This window comes from Candidatus Nitrosopumilus sediminis, from assembly GCF_000299395.1.
Classification (GTDB): domain Archaea; phylum Thermoproteota; class Nitrososphaeria; order Nitrososphaerales; family Nitrosopumilaceae; genus Nitrosopumilus; species Nitrosopumilus sediminis.
Window position 1 is genome coordinate 519,540 of record NC_018656.1, and the last position, 17,635, is coordinate 537,174.

Below are 17,635 nucleotides of genomic sequence, written 5' to 3' on the forward strand. Positions count from 1 at the left end.
TTTATGAATAATTTGATTCCTTTGGATTATTGAAATTTGAAAGGCGCGACATTATTTTGATTGTAGGTATTTTTCTTGTCGTTCTTGGAATAACACAATATGTTCCATTTCACTATTCTGCGTTAATTGGGGTATTGGTATATTTTATAATCAAACTGTATGTGGATAAGAGACGACAATCCATTTCAAATGCTGTTGGTGATGGAATATGCATGGAATGCGGTTCTAGGATTATTGATAAAAAATGCCCAAAATGTGACTATTCTCAAGAATAACTCATACGCATGCCTTAATACTGAAAAATCATCATGATCTTTGATGGTTTTAAGATATATGACTTTAACAACAATGTTGGATTGGAATTACGAAAAAGCGTTCTAATTTTATTGATTCAGTACCCAATCATAGATGAATTTAACTTGCTCCATTACTACCTCATTAAGTTCAGATAGTTTCTTTTCAAGTTTTGAAATTTCTCTTTTAAGTTCTTGATTTTCTTCTTGTAAATCTATAATTTGTTGTTCTAATATTTGCGCATTTGAATCATCGTATAGCCTATTTTGTGATTCTGCATAATCATGTTGTGGATATGCTGATTCTGTTTGGACATATTCATTATACTTTAAATGATCTTCTCTGTAATCTTGTCTACTGTCCCCTTCATATTTTTCAAAAAACATCAAAACACGTTTTGCTTCTTCAGATGTCAGGTCCGTCTTTGATATTATCAAATTAAGTAGTACGTCTATATCTCCTGCCATCCACAGACCTTGGATTTCCTCCATCGGAATATTTTCCATGATTTTGTTTGCTAATGGTTCTATTATTTGCCATTCAGGATCATATTCATGTGGTTCTTTGGTTTTAACTCCATCTGTTGCTTTTGAAACTCGTGCTCTAGTTCAATTCTTTTCTGATCAAACTCTTTTTCTAATTCCATTCTTTGATTATCAAATTCACGATACATTTCATCATCTAATGAGTAATCTCTAGAATTCATTTCTTGATACATCTGATCTTCTATTACTCTGCGCTGTTCTTCAAATTTTTTAAATATTTCATCGAACATTTGGCGAGTTTGCTCTTCTGTAAGATCTTCTCTTTGAAAAACCTCTTGCTCCAAATTTCTTAGTGCATTTTCTTGCTCATAATCTAATTCTTGAAATTTAATCTTATATTGATACTCTAATTCCCCTCTTTCTTGTTCTGCCTGATGATACTTATCCATCATATTTTCTTCAACTTCTCTCTCTAATTGCAATCTTTTTTCATGAAATTCTTCTTCTAATGCCTGAAATTTTTCTCTAAATTCTTCATCCAGTTGTCTGAAATCATCTGAATATCCCTGAGCAAATACTGGAGAACTAATCATGATTACTGCAAGTAATCCAAACAATATGCTTGCTGTTGAATTTTTCATAATTAGACAAAACTGAAATTGGTTTTAAGGCCATGGGTGTATCCTGTAATTACAGCTAATGTGTTGGAAAATCTGTCTTTCTTTGTGAATGATTCCTACGGATCCTCTAAATAACAAAAATACCTATTTTACGCATGAAAAAGCCACAAAAAGTCGGATTTCTAAGGTCAACTTTAACAACTAGCTCAACTTTTGCTCAATTCAATTCTAAAATGAGTCTATTTGGCAATCAAATCAGGAATTAACAATGAATCGTAATGTGCCAATAGTATTTTCTATCCTCCTTTTTGTAGGAATTTTAGTACCTGCATATGCTCAAACTGCTGACCATGTTGTAATTAACGAAGTCGACATTAATCCGCCTGGTGATGATTCTAAATCCGTCTCTGAATGGATAGAACTGTACAATCCCACTGACTCTGATATTGACATGAGTGGATGGAGCATTGCCTCTACTACAACCCTTAAAAAAACAATGACCATTCCATTTGGAGCTGTAATCAAACCGGGACAATTTCTAACGTATTCTTACCAAAGTGTTTGGTTTACCGATGTTAGTGAGTCAGTTGAACTTAGAGATGAAAACAATGTTGTAATTGACAAGACTCCTGCAATTTCTGATATCAAAAATGATTTTACTTCTTGGCAAAGAATCTATGATGGTTTTGATTCTGATAGTTCCAGTGATTGGAAGTTTGTAACTTCAACTGCTGGATCTTCTAATGGCAAATTAGTCCAAACACAAACCCTTGATGGTGTTAGTGTAACTGCTTCATCTAACAAACCATTCTATACCTTTGGAGAAGTAGCAACAATTTCTGGAAGCGTTTCTAAAGAGGTGTTTGTTGTAAAGCCTTTCTTTAAACCTGAACAAATAGTAGTTACTATTTCTGGACCTAATTTTGATAAAACTGTAAACCTTTATCCTGATCTTAATCTGAATTACAAAACAACCCTTAGTTTACATCAGGTCTTGGGAATTAATGAGGGCGATTATGACGTAACTGTAAGTTATGGTGGTGCCACTGATACCGCAAGTTTTTCCGTAGGGTATGAAATAATTCAAAAGGATATCAAACAGGATGGAGAACTAAGTATTGTCACTGATAAATCGCAATATATTCCGGGACAGACCGTTTACATCACCGGTTTTGCTGATGAGATTATTCCTTTTGAGGGGATGAAATTCACTGTAACTGATTTTAATGGAAAGCTGATCTATAATGGAAATCTCTTTCCAACAAACGGTAAATTCATGACTAATATTTTCATAACTACTGTAAATCCTGGTTATGGATCATATGATATTGTTGCAGAATATTTTGACAAATCTGCATCTGCATCGTTTGAGGTTGTAAAAGATATCAAAGAAGATGTTCCTATATCTTTATGGTCCGATAAGAAAGCATATGGTTTGGGTGATGTGGTAAAAATTTCTGGTAGAGTAAACAAAGTTTTTGTCAATACGTTGGATTTGGAAATTGTTCAGACAAAACAAACTTCACTTTTGAGTTCCTCTTCAAGTAGTACATCTGGATTTAAAATTTTAGATGCTGTAACTCTCAAAGGTGACGGTTCATTTGATTACTCTTTTACCATTCCAAATAATTCTCTTAGATTGGGTGATTACAAAATTTCTGTATCTAAAGAAATTGGTTCTGCAAAAATTATAATTCCTGTTGTATCTGATCCTGAAAACTATGTTGCCTCTGATACGCCCTTGACAGTTGAAATGGATAAGGCCGTCTATGAATTTGGTGATACTATGATGATTAGTGGTTTTGTAAAGGATCCTTATAGTAATACCAGTTATAGCTCTGGTACAGGGGTAAAAATTTCTATTTCTCATGAAGATGGAACTCCTTTGACAATTGAATCCTTGTCAAAAAAGAACCCTGCTGATATAGGATATTCTTTTACTGCTATTCCTGAAACTTCTGGTAGATACTTTTTGCAAGTTGATGTGAACAAAAACATCTTCACTAAAGGTAACTATCTTGTAAAATCCCAATATTCTGGTCATACTGCAGTAAATCTATTCTCCATTGAGGATTCTCTTGATTTGAAAGGCGGACCTGTAATTACACTTGATAAGGAAGTATATGGATTGGGAGAGACTGTTTATCTCAATGGTATTGCGCCATTAACCGGTATTAATTCAGTTGAGATTTCACTTACAAAACCTGATGGAAGTGTTCGCAATTCTGGTACAACAATTGACAATCAACGTTTCTCATGGTCTTGGGTTACTCCGATAAGTGAGAAACCTGCAAGCTTGAAACTTGATGCTTCTGAAAGGGACATACAAAAATCAAATTTTGGAGTATACAAAATTAGGGTTTCAATTGGTTCTAATAATCTAGATCTTTTCTTCAAAGTTTCTGCAGATCCTGAAAATGATTCATTATCCAAAACACCTCTCTTTGTATCTACTGAAAAATCATTGTACAAGGCTGGTGAAAAATTAAAAGTCATTGGAAATGTCATTAAACGTCAACAAGGTACTGAAGGCCTTGTAGTACCTGAACGAGTTACTATCAAAGTACTTGATGGTAAATTCCCTTTCAAACAAATCCATGAATCTTCTGTTTACCCCAATCAAGGTGGTGACTTTTCAAGTCTCTTTGAATTACCAGCTACCATATTTAGTGAAGGTCTCTATTCTGTAAAAGCATCTTACTCTAAGGCTTCTGCAAAGTCTGAATTTAGTGTGACAAATGATTTCATTTTCGGCATAGACGCTGATTTGACTCTTTTAGTAAATACTGACAAATCTGAATATTATCCTGGCGATGTTGTTTCAATTAGTGGAAAACCAAACAAGCTAATCTATCTTGAAGGATTTGATGTGAGTATAATCAAGAAATCTGAAACTGAAATTACTTGTGGCTCGTTTATTTGTGGAAAAAATACAGGACCTGTGACTACAATTCGTCCAAGCCCTTCTGGATCTTTCACACATCAATTTGTAATTCCTGATAAAGCAACATCTATTGGAACATACGAAGTAACAGTTGATGCTGATTTTGAGAAAAAATCGGTCAAATTCAATGTTGTTGAAAAACCAATTGTTGAAAAATCTAACACTGTAATTGAGAAAGAAAACAGAATATCTGAGAAGATGATCTCAATTACTACTCAAGATAAAATTTCTGAAGATGTAGTTATTTCACCTAGAGTGATTTCAGGCTCTTTGATTACTCCTGCAAGAGGAGATGAATCTAATGTGAACCTCAAAGTATCAACTGAATTTGGCACGTGTATTATTGGATCTGATGCTGATTGTTTGGTAAAAGAATCTACCAGAAAACCAGGCCAAATCTATGATGTTGTAGATGTAGATGGAATAAGTCTTAAGGTAAGATATAGTGGCCCTGATGTACGTTTGGAAAAGTTCAGCATTTTACCTGAATCTGAAAATACATTTTTGCCTGATGCCAATTGGAACGTCGAGGTAATCAAGGATGAACAAGTTACAAGATTTTATTATAAAGTTACATACAAAACATTAGAGTAAATTCAAAATACTCTGTGAATCTTATTCTTTGTTAGCATGAAATTACAAGTTTTGATGTTTTACCAAGATGATCCTAAAAAATGCACAGCTGCTAAAATGGTAAAATTTGGCCTCGCTCAAAATATTAAAAAAATTGGTTCAAAAGGATTGGTCTTAGATCCATTTTCTGAAAAAACTTTACTGCCTAAAGATAAATCATCAATTCATTCCATTATAGGAATTGATTGCTCTTGGAATCTTGCAGATCAGGCATTTTCTAAAAAATTTGATGGTATCAAAAGAAAACTTCCTCCATTATTGGCTGGAAATCCTGTAAACTATTCCAAATTGAATAAATTAACTACTGTTGAAGCATTGGCCGCATCATTATTTATTTTGGGTTCTAAAGAACAAGCCTTAGAATTGCTTGATAAATTCAAATGGGGTCATACATTTTATGAACTCAATCAAAATCTTCTAGAGGAATATTCTAAACTTGAAAATGAATCTCAGATAGAATTGATTTTAAAAGATTATGGTCTGATTTAGTTTCTTCTTTTAAGATATACTACAATTCCTAGAATAACAATAATTGGTGCAATCCAAATCCAATACGTTGATTCGTTTTCGGAAAATTCTGTGTTTTCATAACTGCTAATCGGTAATTCAACAATGTTGTCTGTAACAATGAAACTTGATTCATAAAAATCAGGCTTTAAAACTGAGTTTGAAATTGCAAATATTTTGATATTGCTTGATCCTATGCCTAGTTTACTGGATTCTTCTGATGGTATTTTGATGACTGTGTTTGATTCTTTAACATTTTGTGTCTTTGAAATAATTTTTTCTCCTTGATTATTTGTCAAAAAATATAATATTGAATCTGAATTTTTCGTCTCAATAGTTAACGTAATCTCTTCTCCTCGCTGAATTGATTTTTTCATATCTATTTTTTCAATTATTGGAAATTCTGTGTTTTCAAATCTTTCCCATTCTCCTTTTTTGAATGGATATGAATCATCATCAAATGCAGATACTTTGATGGTTCTTGATTCTGGTGAATATGATTCTAAATAAAACGGACCATTACTTATTACAGCATGATGTTTATTTTGAATCCAACTTATTGAAGAATCATATCTGTTTTGATAATATTCTGAATCTTGGTTATTTCCTTTTAATGCTTCAGGGATGTATTTTTTTTCTTTGAATTCTTGCAAATAGCTTTTAATCGTATTTGCATCATTAGGAATGATTAATGATATCCAGTTTACATTTTTGCTAGTTGCACCTGATCTTGAGAATGACACTTTTCTATCTATTACTGCGTTTTCCATTGCAGAAGTGATTTCCCAAGGAACAGAGCTCCACAAAACTGCCCAATCCGCAATCTCTCCTTCATCAAAATGCCAATAATCTACATACACTTCAATTGTATCCTCATCAATTTGGTTTATTCCTTTGATTGTCTGTATGTTTTGAGCAGCTCTTGGCGTAAATTCGGTGTCAAATGATTTATCATTTTCATCTGTCTGAGTTCCCCACTCTATTGTAAAATACAATGAATGCAAAACATCATTCATGTCCATCTTTTCGCCATTATGCCAATTGCTGAATTTAAAATCAAATGTAACTCTGCTGGTAGCCTGTGCATCTTCATCTACATTTTCCCATTTTTGCAATACGGGACTCCAAATTTTTGCTTCTTGTGGAATGTTGATTTTTTCATTAGGTCCCTTTGTTTTGACTTCCCATGTTGCTCTCACTGGAAACGTTTCACCTGTAAAGGGATGTTTGAACGTTGCAGGATCTGAAATTATGCCCCAAATATGTCTGCTGTAACTATCTGTTAATCCCATAATTGGATTCCATGCTCCTTGGTAGATTTGTTTGACTCCTATAACTAATTCATCATGATTGCCTTTGGCATTAATAGGAGTAAATCTGCTTGGAACACCTGCTCCAAAATCATTTACAACCCCACTGATTTTTTCATTGGCAACATATTGATCTATTTTACTTGCCAAAAAAATTCTGACTGACTCATTTACTCCTTCAACAACAGATTCTTGAATTAATTCTGTTCTTTGTTCTTCTGTTTCAAAATCACCGGTGTATATTTTTTGAGTGAGAGTATCTAATTTGTCATTTTTGTAATTCCAATATGTTGGATCATTGAATCCTGGCATATTTGAAAACCAAGGTGAATACATCTGACCTAGTCCTACTGAATCATATCTTACAAACGCAGAACGGCCCCATCCTTCTGTGTATAAATTCCATTTTACATCTGAAGGATTCGAACCATAAACTACAACAAATGCTTTATTCAAATCCCCAAAATCTTTTTTTATTGAAAATCCTATTTTTTCTAACTCTACTGATAGTATTTCCCCTATGGATTTTCTTACTGGATCATCGCTTCTGATAAAAATTGTGATCTCTATTGGAATCCCTTTCATTTCCCACTTTCCATTGTTTTTGATTGCTCCTTTCTCTTCTAATGCTCTTGAGATGATTTTTTCTGCAAGTGTGGGATTGTATTTGAAATTAAATGTCTCAAGTTGTTCCACAACTGTAAGATATTCCGGATCTGATGGGCCATAGTATGAAATGATTGGGGAACCATATCCTCCCATCAATTCATTTACAATTAGCTTTCTATCTACTAGGTAATTTAATGCAAATCTGATATCCTGGCTTGAAAAAGGATTGAATTTTTCTGATTCTGCGGGATTCATTAGAATACTATAGGAACCCCCTGTAGAATCAAAAATCTGCAATCCTTCAACGTTTTGCTTATTTTCTAATCTGTCAGGTGATATTGTATAGTAATACAAATCAAGATTTCCATTACGTACTTCTTCTAATGCTGTATTTTCATCCAAATATTGTATGAATTTCACTGAATCAAAAAATGTATTTTTTTCTGCAAATGATTCATTATACATTATTGACGATACTGAAAAAGCTAGCATGATAACTAGCATAATTTTCATGTCATTACTTTCAAAACCATGTAATAAAACCTATATTATTATACCCTCATGTTATTATCTCCTAAAACCTATATTTCTAAAATGCCTCAAAAATTACAATTGAAAATTCATCCTAAAATGATAGCCGGATTGCAGGGAATTATTCCCGGCGGCGTGTCTGTTAAAGATTTTTCTGCTGTTACAAAAATGAATCCCGATGATTCTAAAATAATTTTGGATGAATTTATTAAAAATAATATTGGAACAAAACAAGATGATTTTTATTATTTTGAAGTTGGTGATAAATTAAAAATTGCAGTATCTTTACTTGAACATGGTTCACCAATTGATGAAATTTCTATCGCATTGGATTGGAGGGATTTTGAAGGATTAACTGCTGAAATATTATCTGAAAAAAATTTTGCAGTATTAAAAAATATGATGTTGACAAAACCTAGGATGGAAATAGATGTGGTAGGAATTAGACTTGGGATTGCAATTTTAATTGACTGCAAACACTGGAAACAATATAGTACATCTGCATTATCTACTGCTGTTAAAAAACAAATTGAAAGGACTAAACAATATGTCTCAAAAACTCCTGGCGCCATTGCCGTGCCTGTAATTGTGACATTATATCAAGACAAAATTGATTTTATAGAAAATGTGCCTATTGTTCCTATTTTTCAATTTGCATCATTTATTGATGAATTTTACGGAAACATTGATCAAATGAAGACTATAGGAACAGACTAGTTACAAAAAATATTACTCCTCCAATCACAAACCCCTTGGTGATTTTTAGAGAATTATCTAACGCTTTGGAATAATCTTCGTAAATTCCTTGGCCCATCACTTTGACATTGGTTTCATTTTCTAAAATTTCAAATTTTGCTTTTCCGGTATTCTGTTCTGCCTTTTTTGCAATTTCAAAAAACCATTTTGCTAGTTTGTCTGCGCTTGTAATTAATCCTAATTGGTAGTATCCATTTCTGTTTCTAGCTTTGACTGGGGCGTAATGTGTATCTGATGTACAAATTTCAAGTAATTGATAATCTTTCTTTGCAAAAATATCTATAATTTTTTCCCTAACACCATTTTCCATGTTATTAGAATCTGCCCATCCAAGAAAATATTTTTTCTCGTTTAGTTTTAAACAAATAATTCCCAATCCTCCCATTCCCAAATCTTCTGTCCAAACATCCATTTCATCAGTATTGGCATAGCCGAACTCTATTGGGAAACTATCTTTTGTAATCAAAGAGTCTAAACATGATTTAGCGGCTTTTAGCATGTCTTCACCATCATCTTTTGAAATTTCTTCTCCCATAGCATTATGGCAATCCACTATCATCGTTCTTGTGTAATTTCGATTTTTTGCATATTGGACAATTTCCGTCATTATGTAGCTGGGAAGATCTTCCATTCCATGTGGTGATAATGATAAAAATAACAATGGGTTATTTTCAAAAAGCAAACCTGTTACTCTAGCTTTGTTAATTTGAACTGTTACTGGTTCTGTACATTTCATTCCTTCTTCCTTGACTTTGCTTTTTTCTAAATTTTTCAAATATTTTTCAACTTCATTTCTTGATGGAAGATTTAATGCATGGTCTGAAATACTGTGCATAATCATTGCTGATGACGACAGATTCTTGTAAATCAGGTAGGGAATATTGCTTCCTCCTACGGGATGATATGGACCCGGGTGAATTCCTGGTAGTACCATCCTGAATTCTTTTTGGCCATCATGTGTTGAAAATTTTATTTGTGATGTGGATACTTTGGTTTCACTTGAGCGTTGCTCCATTAACTCTTCTGCATCTGCAAAATCATTTCCTTGAGATGCAAGATATGCTTGAATTGTTTTATGTGTGCTCTCCATACCTGGTCTTCCTGCTCTATCTGTTAGGACTGACCATACACTTGCAATAACCATAAAAGAAATTCCATATCCTAATCCAATTGGTTCGCTAAGAATTGAAACCCACATATCTTGAGGAATTAACACAAAATACATTGCTAATGGCTGAATTAGACAAATCGTCCATGCTTTTTTGAGACTTGCACCTAATGTTGTAGTGTAAATTCCTATTCTGAAACTTGCAAAAAGCAATATTCCGAAAGTTATGAAAAATAATTGCAAGTCCTTTGATAAAACAATACTTGAGAGTATTCCCATCAAAAGCGTAACTGTCAATAACATGTTTCCAAAAAGTGAGGAATGCAATGACTTTGAATATTCTTTTTTCTTTGAGAATCGTGTATCAAGTAATTGTGTTAAAACTAGTACTGCTAAAACAATTGGTAGTCTATACCAATTTTCTTCAAACCCTAAATTACCTAAATATCCAAAATATATTGCTAAAACTGAAACTGAAGCTACTACCAGTGAAACGACTAGTGAGAAATAATGTGATGATGGATTAACTAAAGTAAGGGAGAACCTATTGTGTATGTTTGAAACATCGTCTGAAGCTTTTTCCATTGTTTATTCACGGAGCTAGAAATAAATCGATTATCCATGAAATTGCAATTAAGCTGATTGGAATTGATACTACAATTTTTGGATCTAATTTGAATCCTTTTGTCTCATCTTCAAAGAATCTCATGAGACCTCCACTTGATGCTGGAAGTGGTGCTGATTTCTTATCTGCCATTACAATTCGTCATCGCGGATTTTAACATAAAAACTTTATTGTTTTTTCTTTAATTTTCCCATTGTTTCTAATAGGGAATTGATCGTTTTGAGAATATTTTGCTGTTTTTCATGATCTTTTTCATTTTCTAATTCTTTTGTAAGAATCTCCATCTTTTTTTCCAATGTTTTTTCTATTGATGGTGATGTTTCTTCTGTTTGACTTTGTTTTGGAATCTCTTTTTTTTCTGGTTGACGACCACAACTAATGCACAATGCCTGCCCTTGTTTCATCACTCTTACTCCTTTACAATATGGACATGGTTCGCTGAGTAGTGTTGCTCCTTTTAGTAGCATTTCTGCAGCTTTTTTTGTAAGATCTTCTGTCATAATATTTCATTAATTTTCTGTTTAAAAAATACGATTGTTTTTCATTTTTCAATCCTGTTCAAACAAGGCTTAATAGTGTGAATAATTGAAATTATTTCGAACGAATGGCGGTAATTTGTAATACTTGTGGTCTTCCAGAAGATTTGTGTGCTTGTGGTGAACTTGCCAAAGATAGTACTAAGATAATTATTCGATTAGAAACTAGACGTTTTAAGAAAAAGGGTACTATGATTGAAGGATTGGATCCTAAGTTAAACAATTTAGAAACTGTTGCAAAAGAACTCAAAAACAAATATGCTTGTGGGGGGACTGCAAAAGAAGGTTACATTTTCTTACAAGGTGATCATCGAGACACAATCAAAGACACTTTGATAAATTTGGGATTTGCAGAAGATACTATCGAACTACATTAGAGTGAATTGCAAAATTCAAACAAATTTCTCCAATTAATTGGAATCCCTTTCACAGCATTGCTTTCAGTTGTTTTTGGCTTACTTCTTGTATCTTTTCCAATTGGTATCTTTGTAGTTTTTGAAAGTGATATTGGCGGTGATATCAATTATGAATATCCTTTCACACATTTGGATCTTTTTGCTGGTACTGAATTTTATCAAGCCCCTCTAGATCTTAGTATTGGTGACGTGTTTGTCGTTTTATGGACTTTGTACTTGATTCTTTTTGTAATTGCAATTCTGGGACCAAAACATAATTTCTTGAAAACACTTTCCCCAATAATCTCCTTTGGTCGATATAATACTAGACTAAACTATATGATTGGTATAACAAAATGGTTTTCAATCTTAATTTTAATTTCAGCATTGATTAATTTTGTACAAGAAGGATTTGGCATTGAAATTGTACCGCCTCTTGATGACAATAATCTCATTCAATTTTTTTATGTCAGTCTTGCTCCTTTAATTGAAGAATTAGGGTTTCGCATTCTTTTGATTGGGGTTCCTTTGTTTGCTCTTTACTCTCACAAATCTTCGATGAAATATTTTATCACTTGTTTATGGAATCCAAACTTTTTGCATATTTACAACTCGAAAAAAGCTATATCTTTGATAGTTTTTGTAGGTGTCCTTTTTGGTTTCATGCATGTTGCTTTTGGAGATTCATGGAGTGAAGGTAAATTTGCACAAGCTACTGCAAGTGGAATTATCCTTGGCTGGGTATATCTTAGGTATGGATTCGTCGCATCTCTTTTGATTCATTGGGCTACGAATTATTTTGTATTTTCATATGTAAATTTCATCTCTCAGATAAATATGATTTCCATTAATGATGCTTTTTCTCATTCATTGATGTCTACTCTGGAATTATTGCTCTTGATTTCCGGTGCATTCTCAATATGCATTTTATTTGTAAATAGATTTTACTCTAAAAAAGAACCTGACTTAGAGGTTTAGTGCTACTTTCAAACCCTTGTATCTATTCCTAATTGTCACTTCAGTCACTCCTGCAGCTTCTGCTACGTCTCTCTGAGTTTTATTTTCTCCATTAGTTACACACGCTACATAAAGTGCAGCCGCAGCTAATCCCATAGGATCTTTGCCTGCTGAAATTTTTTGCTCTTCAGCAGTTTGCAATATCTTTGTTGCTTTTCTTTTTGTTTTCTCTGATAATCCTGCTTTACTTGCTATCCTTGAAATACATTTGACTGGATCTACTACTGGCATTTTTAAATTTAATTCTCTTAACAGTAGACGATAACACCTTGCAATATCTTTACGTTTGATATTACTTGCTTGACCAATATCTTTTAGTGTTCTTGGTGTTTCTGTATCTCTACATGCTGCATAAAGCGCAGATGCAATTAAAGCTGAAATTGAACGACCCCTAACTAGACCTTTTTCTAATGCTTTTCTGTAAATGTAAGCTGCTTTCTCAATTACAGAATCCCCCACTGCAAGTTTGTCTTTTAATCTGTCTAATTCACTAAATGCTTGTCTGAAATTTCTATCGACTGGTTCATGAACTTGACTTCTACTATCCCATGTTCTTAGTCTCTCAATGGTACTTTTCATTGCTGCAGTTAGAGGCTTACCTGTGGCATCTCTATTTTGTGGATTGATTACAGTGGCAAGACCCATATCGTGCATGGCAAGTGATGTTGGAACTCCTGCTCTACTTTTGTTTTCACCTTCATTTGAAAACGACCTCCATTCTGGGCCTGACTCTTCTACTTTATCAGTAATAACAAATCCACATTTCCCACAAAAATTTTCTCCAGTATTGGCATCAGTAACTAGGGTTCCCTTACCACATCTGGGACACTTGTCTTTTGGATTAGTTGTTTTAACCATTTATCTCTCAAAACCTTTTATGATGATATTTAAGATTTTCTAATTCATTGCTTATAAGTTTGTTGTTGATTTCAATTATGAATTGGAAATTTACTATTTTTGTTTGCTTTTAATTTAACTCTAAGATTTTTTTGATTTTTTCTGAAATCACTGGTTTTTCATTTTGTTCTAGTAGGAATTTCAAATCTTCTTTATTATCTACGTCCCACATTATTCTCTTCACAAATACCATTGCAACATTGAGTGTGTGCTCTTTAGCAGTGTTCATATGGATTTTGTAACTGTCTTCATCATAATGTGTCTTCATCAAATCCACTGGCATTCTTGCTAGCGCATTTGTTCCATCAAATCTTCTGGATGGAACTATGATTGCAAAATTTGGATGCATTTTGTAATTTAACATGAAATCAATATCTTGGGTTTTCATAAATGGGATGTCTTGTGGAAATACGATAGATGCATCAAAATTATTCTCTAAAAGATATTTGTCTGCTAATGCAACTGCACTGTTGACACTCTCTTCATTCTCATCTCTAATTGTAATTGTATTGTATTTTTTTCCAATCTCTATTGCTTTTTCTTCTTTTGTTATCATGATTATCTTCTCAATTTGAGGTGATATGGATAATGTATGCAAAATTTCATCTAGCATCACTTTACATAACTCCTCTACTTGTTGTGAAGATAAATCTAAACGTGACTTTGCTTTAGAGAAAGTCTTTACAGGAATTATTGCTGCTATTTTCAAATTACACGTGTACTTGTTTTAAAATGAAATTTGCTAATGCATCTTCTGCTAATTTATTTTTCATAGTGATTTTTGTTTCAAATACTTTCATATCCAAACTTTGAATCTTCTTTGTTAGCATTTTATCTTTGGTATCTATTATGATGTTTGAACATACATCCGAATACATTTTTGCCAATCCGTAAGCATTTGATTCAATTCCCGCGGCTTGCATATATTTTGCTGCAGGTCCACTAATTGCATTATCTCCTATTAATGGACTGATGGCAACCACTTTTTTCTTTATTTTTGATAATTCTTTTCTAATTCCTTTAATCTGAAGCATAGGTCCAATTGATGTTAATGGGTTTCCAGGTGCTAAAATTACCATGTCTGCATCATGAATTGCATTCACTGCTTCAGGATTTGGACGAGCCTTGTCTGCTCCAATATATTGAATTCCTTCAACTGGATCTTTTCCTCTATGCTTGACCCAATATTCTTGTAAATGTAATTCTCCTTTGTCTGTGGTAATTCGTGTTTCAATACTGTTATCTGTAACTGGTATGATGTTTGCACTGACTGCAAATTTCTCACACATCCATTTTGTAATGTCGCTTAGATTTTTTCCATTTTTCAACATATTTGTTCTGATCAAATGTGTTGCAGCATCTCTGTCTCCTACTCTGAACCAAGTCTCTTCACCAAAAACTTCCATTTGACGTAAAAAGTTGAATGTGTCTTTTTTCATTCCCCATCCTCTTTCTTGGTCAAGCAGATCTGCTAATCCATATACGATAGTATCAATGTCTGGGCAAACGTATAGTCCGTATAACCAATAATTGTCTCCAACATTACTAATGACATTGACTTTGGATTCTTGAGCCACTAGTCCTCTGACTAATTTTACCGAACCTGTTCCTCCTGCTAAAACTGTAATCATATCATATTCCTCTAAAACTGAATATCTGGTGATTGTCACTCAATATTACTTTTTCAAAAACTGCCGATCTGGCTAATTAGGATAAGTTTATTAGCGTATTTTCATGAATTTTACTCGTGTCTCGGGCTGTAATTATGTCTGTTTTGCTAGCAACTCTTCTTGTTGTTGGTACTAGTACTCCTGTTTGGGCAGCCCAATTAGATGCTAGAATTAACCCTAATACTGAAACATCTCCTTTCAAAATGACTTATCTAAAAACAGTCTTTATTGAATATCCTAATGGAGGTAATCTTTTTGATGAATTACAAGGAAAAGAATGGACCGTATCTGGAGAGGCCGACATTTCAAATCCTGGCGTCCAAGATTTGTTGCATGAGCTAAACCGTGGAATTGCTAATGATGGAAGTCAAGCACAAATTAGTGATCTGAATGTATCTTATGATTTTCACCTAAAGGCCAGAAATATCAATACCTCTATTGACTATCGTGTAATTTTAGAAGGTACTTTAACTGATTATGTTATCACAAAAGATTCTCAGAGAACGCTGATTGATTTAGGGTGGAGGGGAATGACCACTGATAAAGAAATCAACATTGATGGTGTTGAAATTAATATTCCACTTAACATTTTAAGAGATCATGAACCTGAAGTTTATACTTATTTTGCAGGTACTGAAGCAGAACAAGTTTTAGGTAGACATCTCATTGATGCAGATTTTATTTTAGAACAACCCTTGACTAACTGGCACTTTTTGTTTGATCCAACTGGAATCAATGTAGACGCTGGAACCTTTGGACTAAATGAAGAAATCGCTGGATTTGTTGTATCATCATGGACTATGGGTGAAAGTAGTCTTAGAGAAGGAAGACAAGTCGAAAGAGTCTTTGAAGCTCAAATCATGGCTGATCAACCATATGTTGTTAGAAGTGTCCAATCTTCTGATCAAGGTAACTTAGCAGCAATTGGCTTTGGCGCTTTAGATATTTTAGATGGTGTTGAAATTGCTGGTGTCACTCCGACTCCTCCTGAGGATTACATGACTACCTCTACAGGTGACTTCCCAGTAATGATAGTTTATGGAATGGCGGGGTTAGCTGCTGTTGCAGGTATTGCATTCTTCTTTGTTAGTAGCAGATCACTCAAAAATGAGAAACAGGGTCAACAAGGAATTGACCCAAGTAGATTAGTTGGTTATCAAACTAGTGCTTCCTCTGGTGGTTATCAAACTAATAGAGGTGAGGCTCAACTTAGAGATGATACTGATTATCAAAAAACACGAAGTGTATATGAGAATACTGCTCCTCAGGAAACAACTGATCAGCCTTCAACAATGGCTCATCGTGAAGAGGCAGCATGTGGATGTGCAGCTTCAGAAGAAATGGGCTCTGAATGTGACTGTGCAATGCAAGGTTCATGTCTTTGTGATGCATCATGTGGATGTGCCGCAGATATTTGTAAAGAGCAAGTTCAGTCAATGAGTTAATCAAGCACTTTTAATTCATATTTTCTAAAAATTTACTTTCAATTATTTGATTTGTGGATTGTTCTAATGTGTCTGTCTAAATGGCCTTTACCTGCAAGATGTTTTTTACAATATGGGCATTGAATCCTCTTCACCATTTCTTATATTCATAATTATTATGAATTTCATATATGAATCCATGTATGAATTGAAAAAGTATGTGTGCTGGGAGTAACCCTCCTTCTGTTTTCACGATATTTCGCTTTGCAGCCTACCTGAACCTAGTACAGGAACTTTAAGTTCTGTTTGGCTTTGCTCCATGTGGGTCGTCTTTTTCATTCCTTTTATGGAAACCTCAGGTTTTGCCATCATAGTGCGCCATATTGGATCATTTTCTGCTCCGTTGCCAACCATCTCTGATTATCTATCTCCAGATCACATTTCCTGTTTGGAGGGAGGAGTTTCCTCTGCCGTAGCAGCGTGTCGTGCTCCAGCTCACATGATTAGTCTATCTGCTTATTGAATTTGAGTATTACTTTGTAGGTTTTATGCCTGTGATGAACAAAGTCCCATGCTCTCTCTTCCATTTTTTCTTATTTTTCAAATCTTTGACATGTCTTGTTTTCACTTTGAATCCAGCATTTTGAAAAAATTTTTTCCATTCTTTTTTTGAGTGAAGGTGCATCTGAATTTTCATCATTTCTGCCCATCTTGCAGTTGCCTTGTTGTCCGTGTAAAAATCAGTTCCGCAGAAAAATTTTCCTCCTGGTTTTAACAATTTGTATATTTTTTCTAATGCAATTTCAATAGAATCTGAATAATACAATGATTCCATCGAAAAAATAAAATCAAACTTTCCTTTGTATTTCATTGATTCAATATCTGTATGAAAAAACTCTTCCTTTTCACTGTCTTTTTTCTTCTTAGATTGAATTATCATTTTTTTACTTTTATCAATCCCTATGGCTTTCTTGCATTTCTTTTCTTTTGCAATTTTTCTAACTACCCACCCATTACCACATCCTACATCTAAAAATGTAAATGGATGATCAAATGATATTGTTTTTAAAAATTTTAAAACATTTTTTCTGTGTTCAACTTCCATTAACTCGGCTCTTCCGTTTTGAGCCCATTCATCAAAAGTTGTTCTGACTTTATCCATATTTCAGAATATTTTTTATTTCCATTATAATCTTCGTCTTACTGATCTTTGATATGAACAACTTCTTCGTGTATTTTATATTCAATTTCTAATAATTATTTTTGAAGAGAAT

17 protein-coding genes and 1 other RNA gene are annotated in these 17,635 nt (G+C 33.6%); 7 read left to right on the forward strand and 11 right to left on the reverse strand.

All coding sequences use genetic code 11. The features are described from left to right. The first annotated feature begins 29 nt into the window (after window positions 1-29). Complete coding sequence (locus tag NSED_RS03215) at window positions 30-275, forward strand: hypothetical protein (protein WP_232212328.1); 246 nt, start codon at window positions 30-32, stop codon at window positions 273-275. Between the two features lie 108 nt (window positions 276-383). Here the strand turns inward: NSED_RS03215 and NSED_RS03220 are convergent, their stop codons facing one another. Then, window positions 384-800, reverse strand: a complete 417-nt coding sequence (locus NSED_RS03220; RefSeq protein ID WP_014964810.1) for an MreC domain-containing protein — start codon at window positions 798-800, stop codon at window positions 384-386. Between the two features lie 23 nt (window positions 801-823). After that, the gene (locus NSED_RS03225) at window positions 824-1,420 is read right to left on the reverse strand and encodes a hypothetical protein (protein WP_014964811.1); all 597 of its coding nucleotides are present in this window, start codon (window positions 1,418-1,420) and stop codon (window positions 824-826) included. Window positions 1,421-1,667: 247 nt separating this feature from the next. Here NSED_RS03225 and NSED_RS03230 point away from each other — a divergent pair, with 247 nt between their 5' ends. Then, window positions 1,668-4,937 carry a lamin tail domain-containing protein gene (locus tag NSED_RS03230; RefSeq protein ID WP_014964812.1) on the forward strand — a complete coding sequence of 1,090 codons (3,270 nt, stop codon included), beginning with the start codon at window positions 1,668-1,670 and terminating at the stop codon, window positions 4,935-4,937. Window positions 4,938-4,973: 36 nt separating this feature from the next. Continuing rightward, window positions 4,974-5,465: a DUF367 family protein gene (locus tag NSED_RS03235; RefSeq protein ID WP_014964813.1), complete on the forward strand. Its 492-nt coding sequence runs from the start codon at window positions 4,974-4,976 to the stop codon at window positions 5,463-5,465. Here NSED_RS03235 and NSED_RS03240 read toward each other — a convergent pair. After that, window positions 5,462-7,915 (reverse strand): ABC transporter substrate-binding protein, encoded by a 2,454-nt coding sequence (locus tag NSED_RS03240; RefSeq protein ID WP_014964814.1) that lies wholly within the window; start codon window positions 7,913-7,915, stop codon window positions 5,462-5,464. The genes NSED_RS03235 and NSED_RS03240 overlap by 4 nt on opposite strands. 48 nt (window positions 7,916-7,963) lie before the next feature. Between NSED_RS03240 and NSED_RS03245 the strand changes: the two genes are divergently transcribed. Next, window positions 7,964-8,650 (forward strand): hypothetical protein, encoded by a 687-nt coding sequence (locus NSED_RS03245; RefSeq protein WP_016940113.1) that lies wholly within the window; start codon window positions 7,964-7,966, stop codon window positions 8,648-8,650. Here the strand turns inward: NSED_RS03245 and NSED_RS03250 are convergent. The 3 genes from NSED_RS03250 to NSED_RS03255 are packed head-to-tail and all read right to left on the reverse strand — an operon-like array spanning window position 8,634 to window position 10,922. Continuing rightward, window positions 8,634-10,382 (reverse strand): DUF2070 family protein, encoded by a 1,749-nt coding sequence (locus tag NSED_RS03250; protein WP_014964816.1) that lies wholly within the window; start codon window positions 10,380-10,382, stop codon window positions 8,634-8,636. The genes NSED_RS03245 and NSED_RS03250 overlap by 17 nt on opposite strands. Before the next feature lie 7 nt (window positions 10,383-10,389). Further along, complete coding sequence (locus tag NSED_RS10120) at window positions 10,390-10,554, reverse strand: preprotein translocase subunit Sec61beta (RefSeq protein WP_014964817.1); 165 nt, start codon at window positions 10,552-10,554, stop codon at window positions 10,390-10,392. A gap of 35 nt (window positions 10,555-10,589) precedes the next feature. After that, the gene (locus NSED_RS03255) at window positions 10,590-10,922 is read right to left on the reverse strand and encodes an Sjogren's syndrome/scleroderma autoantigen 1 family protein (protein WP_014964818.1); all 333 of its coding nucleotides are present in this window, start codon (window positions 10,920-10,922) and stop codon (window positions 10,590-10,592) included. Between the two features lie 104 nt (window positions 10,923-11,026). Here NSED_RS03255 and yciH point away from each other — a divergent pair, with 104 nt between their 5' ends. Further along, window positions 11,027-11,335: a stress response translation initiation inhibitor YciH gene (gene yciH / locus NSED_RS03260; RefSeq protein ID WP_014964819.1), complete on the forward strand. Its 309-nt coding sequence runs from the start codon at window positions 11,027-11,029 to the stop codon at window positions 11,333-11,335. Between the two features lie 6 nt (window positions 11,336-11,341). Further along, complete coding sequence (locus tag NSED_RS03265) at window positions 11,342-12,331, forward strand: CPBP family intramembrane glutamic endopeptidase (protein WP_014964820.1); 990 nt, start codon at window positions 11,342-11,344, stop codon at window positions 12,329-12,331. On the opposite strand, the gene NSED_RS03270 is transcribed toward NSED_RS03265, so the two are convergent. From NSED_RS03270 to cofD, 3 genes are all read right to left on the reverse strand, one after another. Continuing rightward, window positions 12,320-13,228 carry a transcription initiation factor IIB gene (locus tag NSED_RS03270; protein ID WP_014964821.1) on the reverse strand — a complete coding sequence of 303 codons (909 nt, stop codon included), beginning with the start codon at window positions 13,226-13,228 and terminating at the stop codon, window positions 12,320-12,322. The two genes, NSED_RS03265 and NSED_RS03270, sit on opposite strands and share 12 nt — an antisense overlap. A 109-nt stretch (window positions 13,229-13,337) precedes the next feature. Beyond that, a complete protein-coding gene (gene cofC, locus NSED_RS03275) occupies window positions 13,338-13,976 on the reverse strand; it encodes a 2-phospho-L-lactate guanylyltransferase (RefSeq protein ID WP_014964822.1) in 639 nt (212 codons plus the stop codon). Window position 13,977: 1 nt separating this feature from the next. Further along, a complete protein-coding gene (gene cofD, locus NSED_RS03280) occupies window positions 13,978-14,898 on the reverse strand; it encodes a 2-phospho-L-lactate transferase (RefSeq protein WP_026090046.1) in 921 nt (306 codons plus the stop codon). 134 nt (window positions 14,899-15,032) lie between these two features. On the opposite strand from cofD, the gene NSED_RS03285 reads away from it, so the two are divergent. Beyond that, window positions 15,033-16,382, forward strand: a complete 1,350-nt coding sequence (locus NSED_RS03285; protein WP_014964824.1) for a hypothetical protein — start codon at window positions 15,033-15,035, stop codon at window positions 16,380-16,382. Window positions 16,383-16,581: 199 nt separating this feature from the next. On the opposite strand, the gene rnpB is transcribed toward NSED_RS03285, so the two are convergent. Next, window positions 16,582-16,860, reverse strand: an RNA gene (gene rnpB, locus NSED_RS10065) — RNase P RNA component. 33 nt (window positions 16,861-16,893) lie between these two features. Then, window positions 16,894-17,523, reverse strand: coding sequence for a class I SAM-dependent methyltransferase (locus NSED_RS03290; RefSeq protein ID WP_014964825.1), 630 nt, complete (start codon window positions 17,521-17,523; stop codon window positions 16,894-16,896). Window positions 17,524-17,635 lie beyond the last annotated feature (112 nt).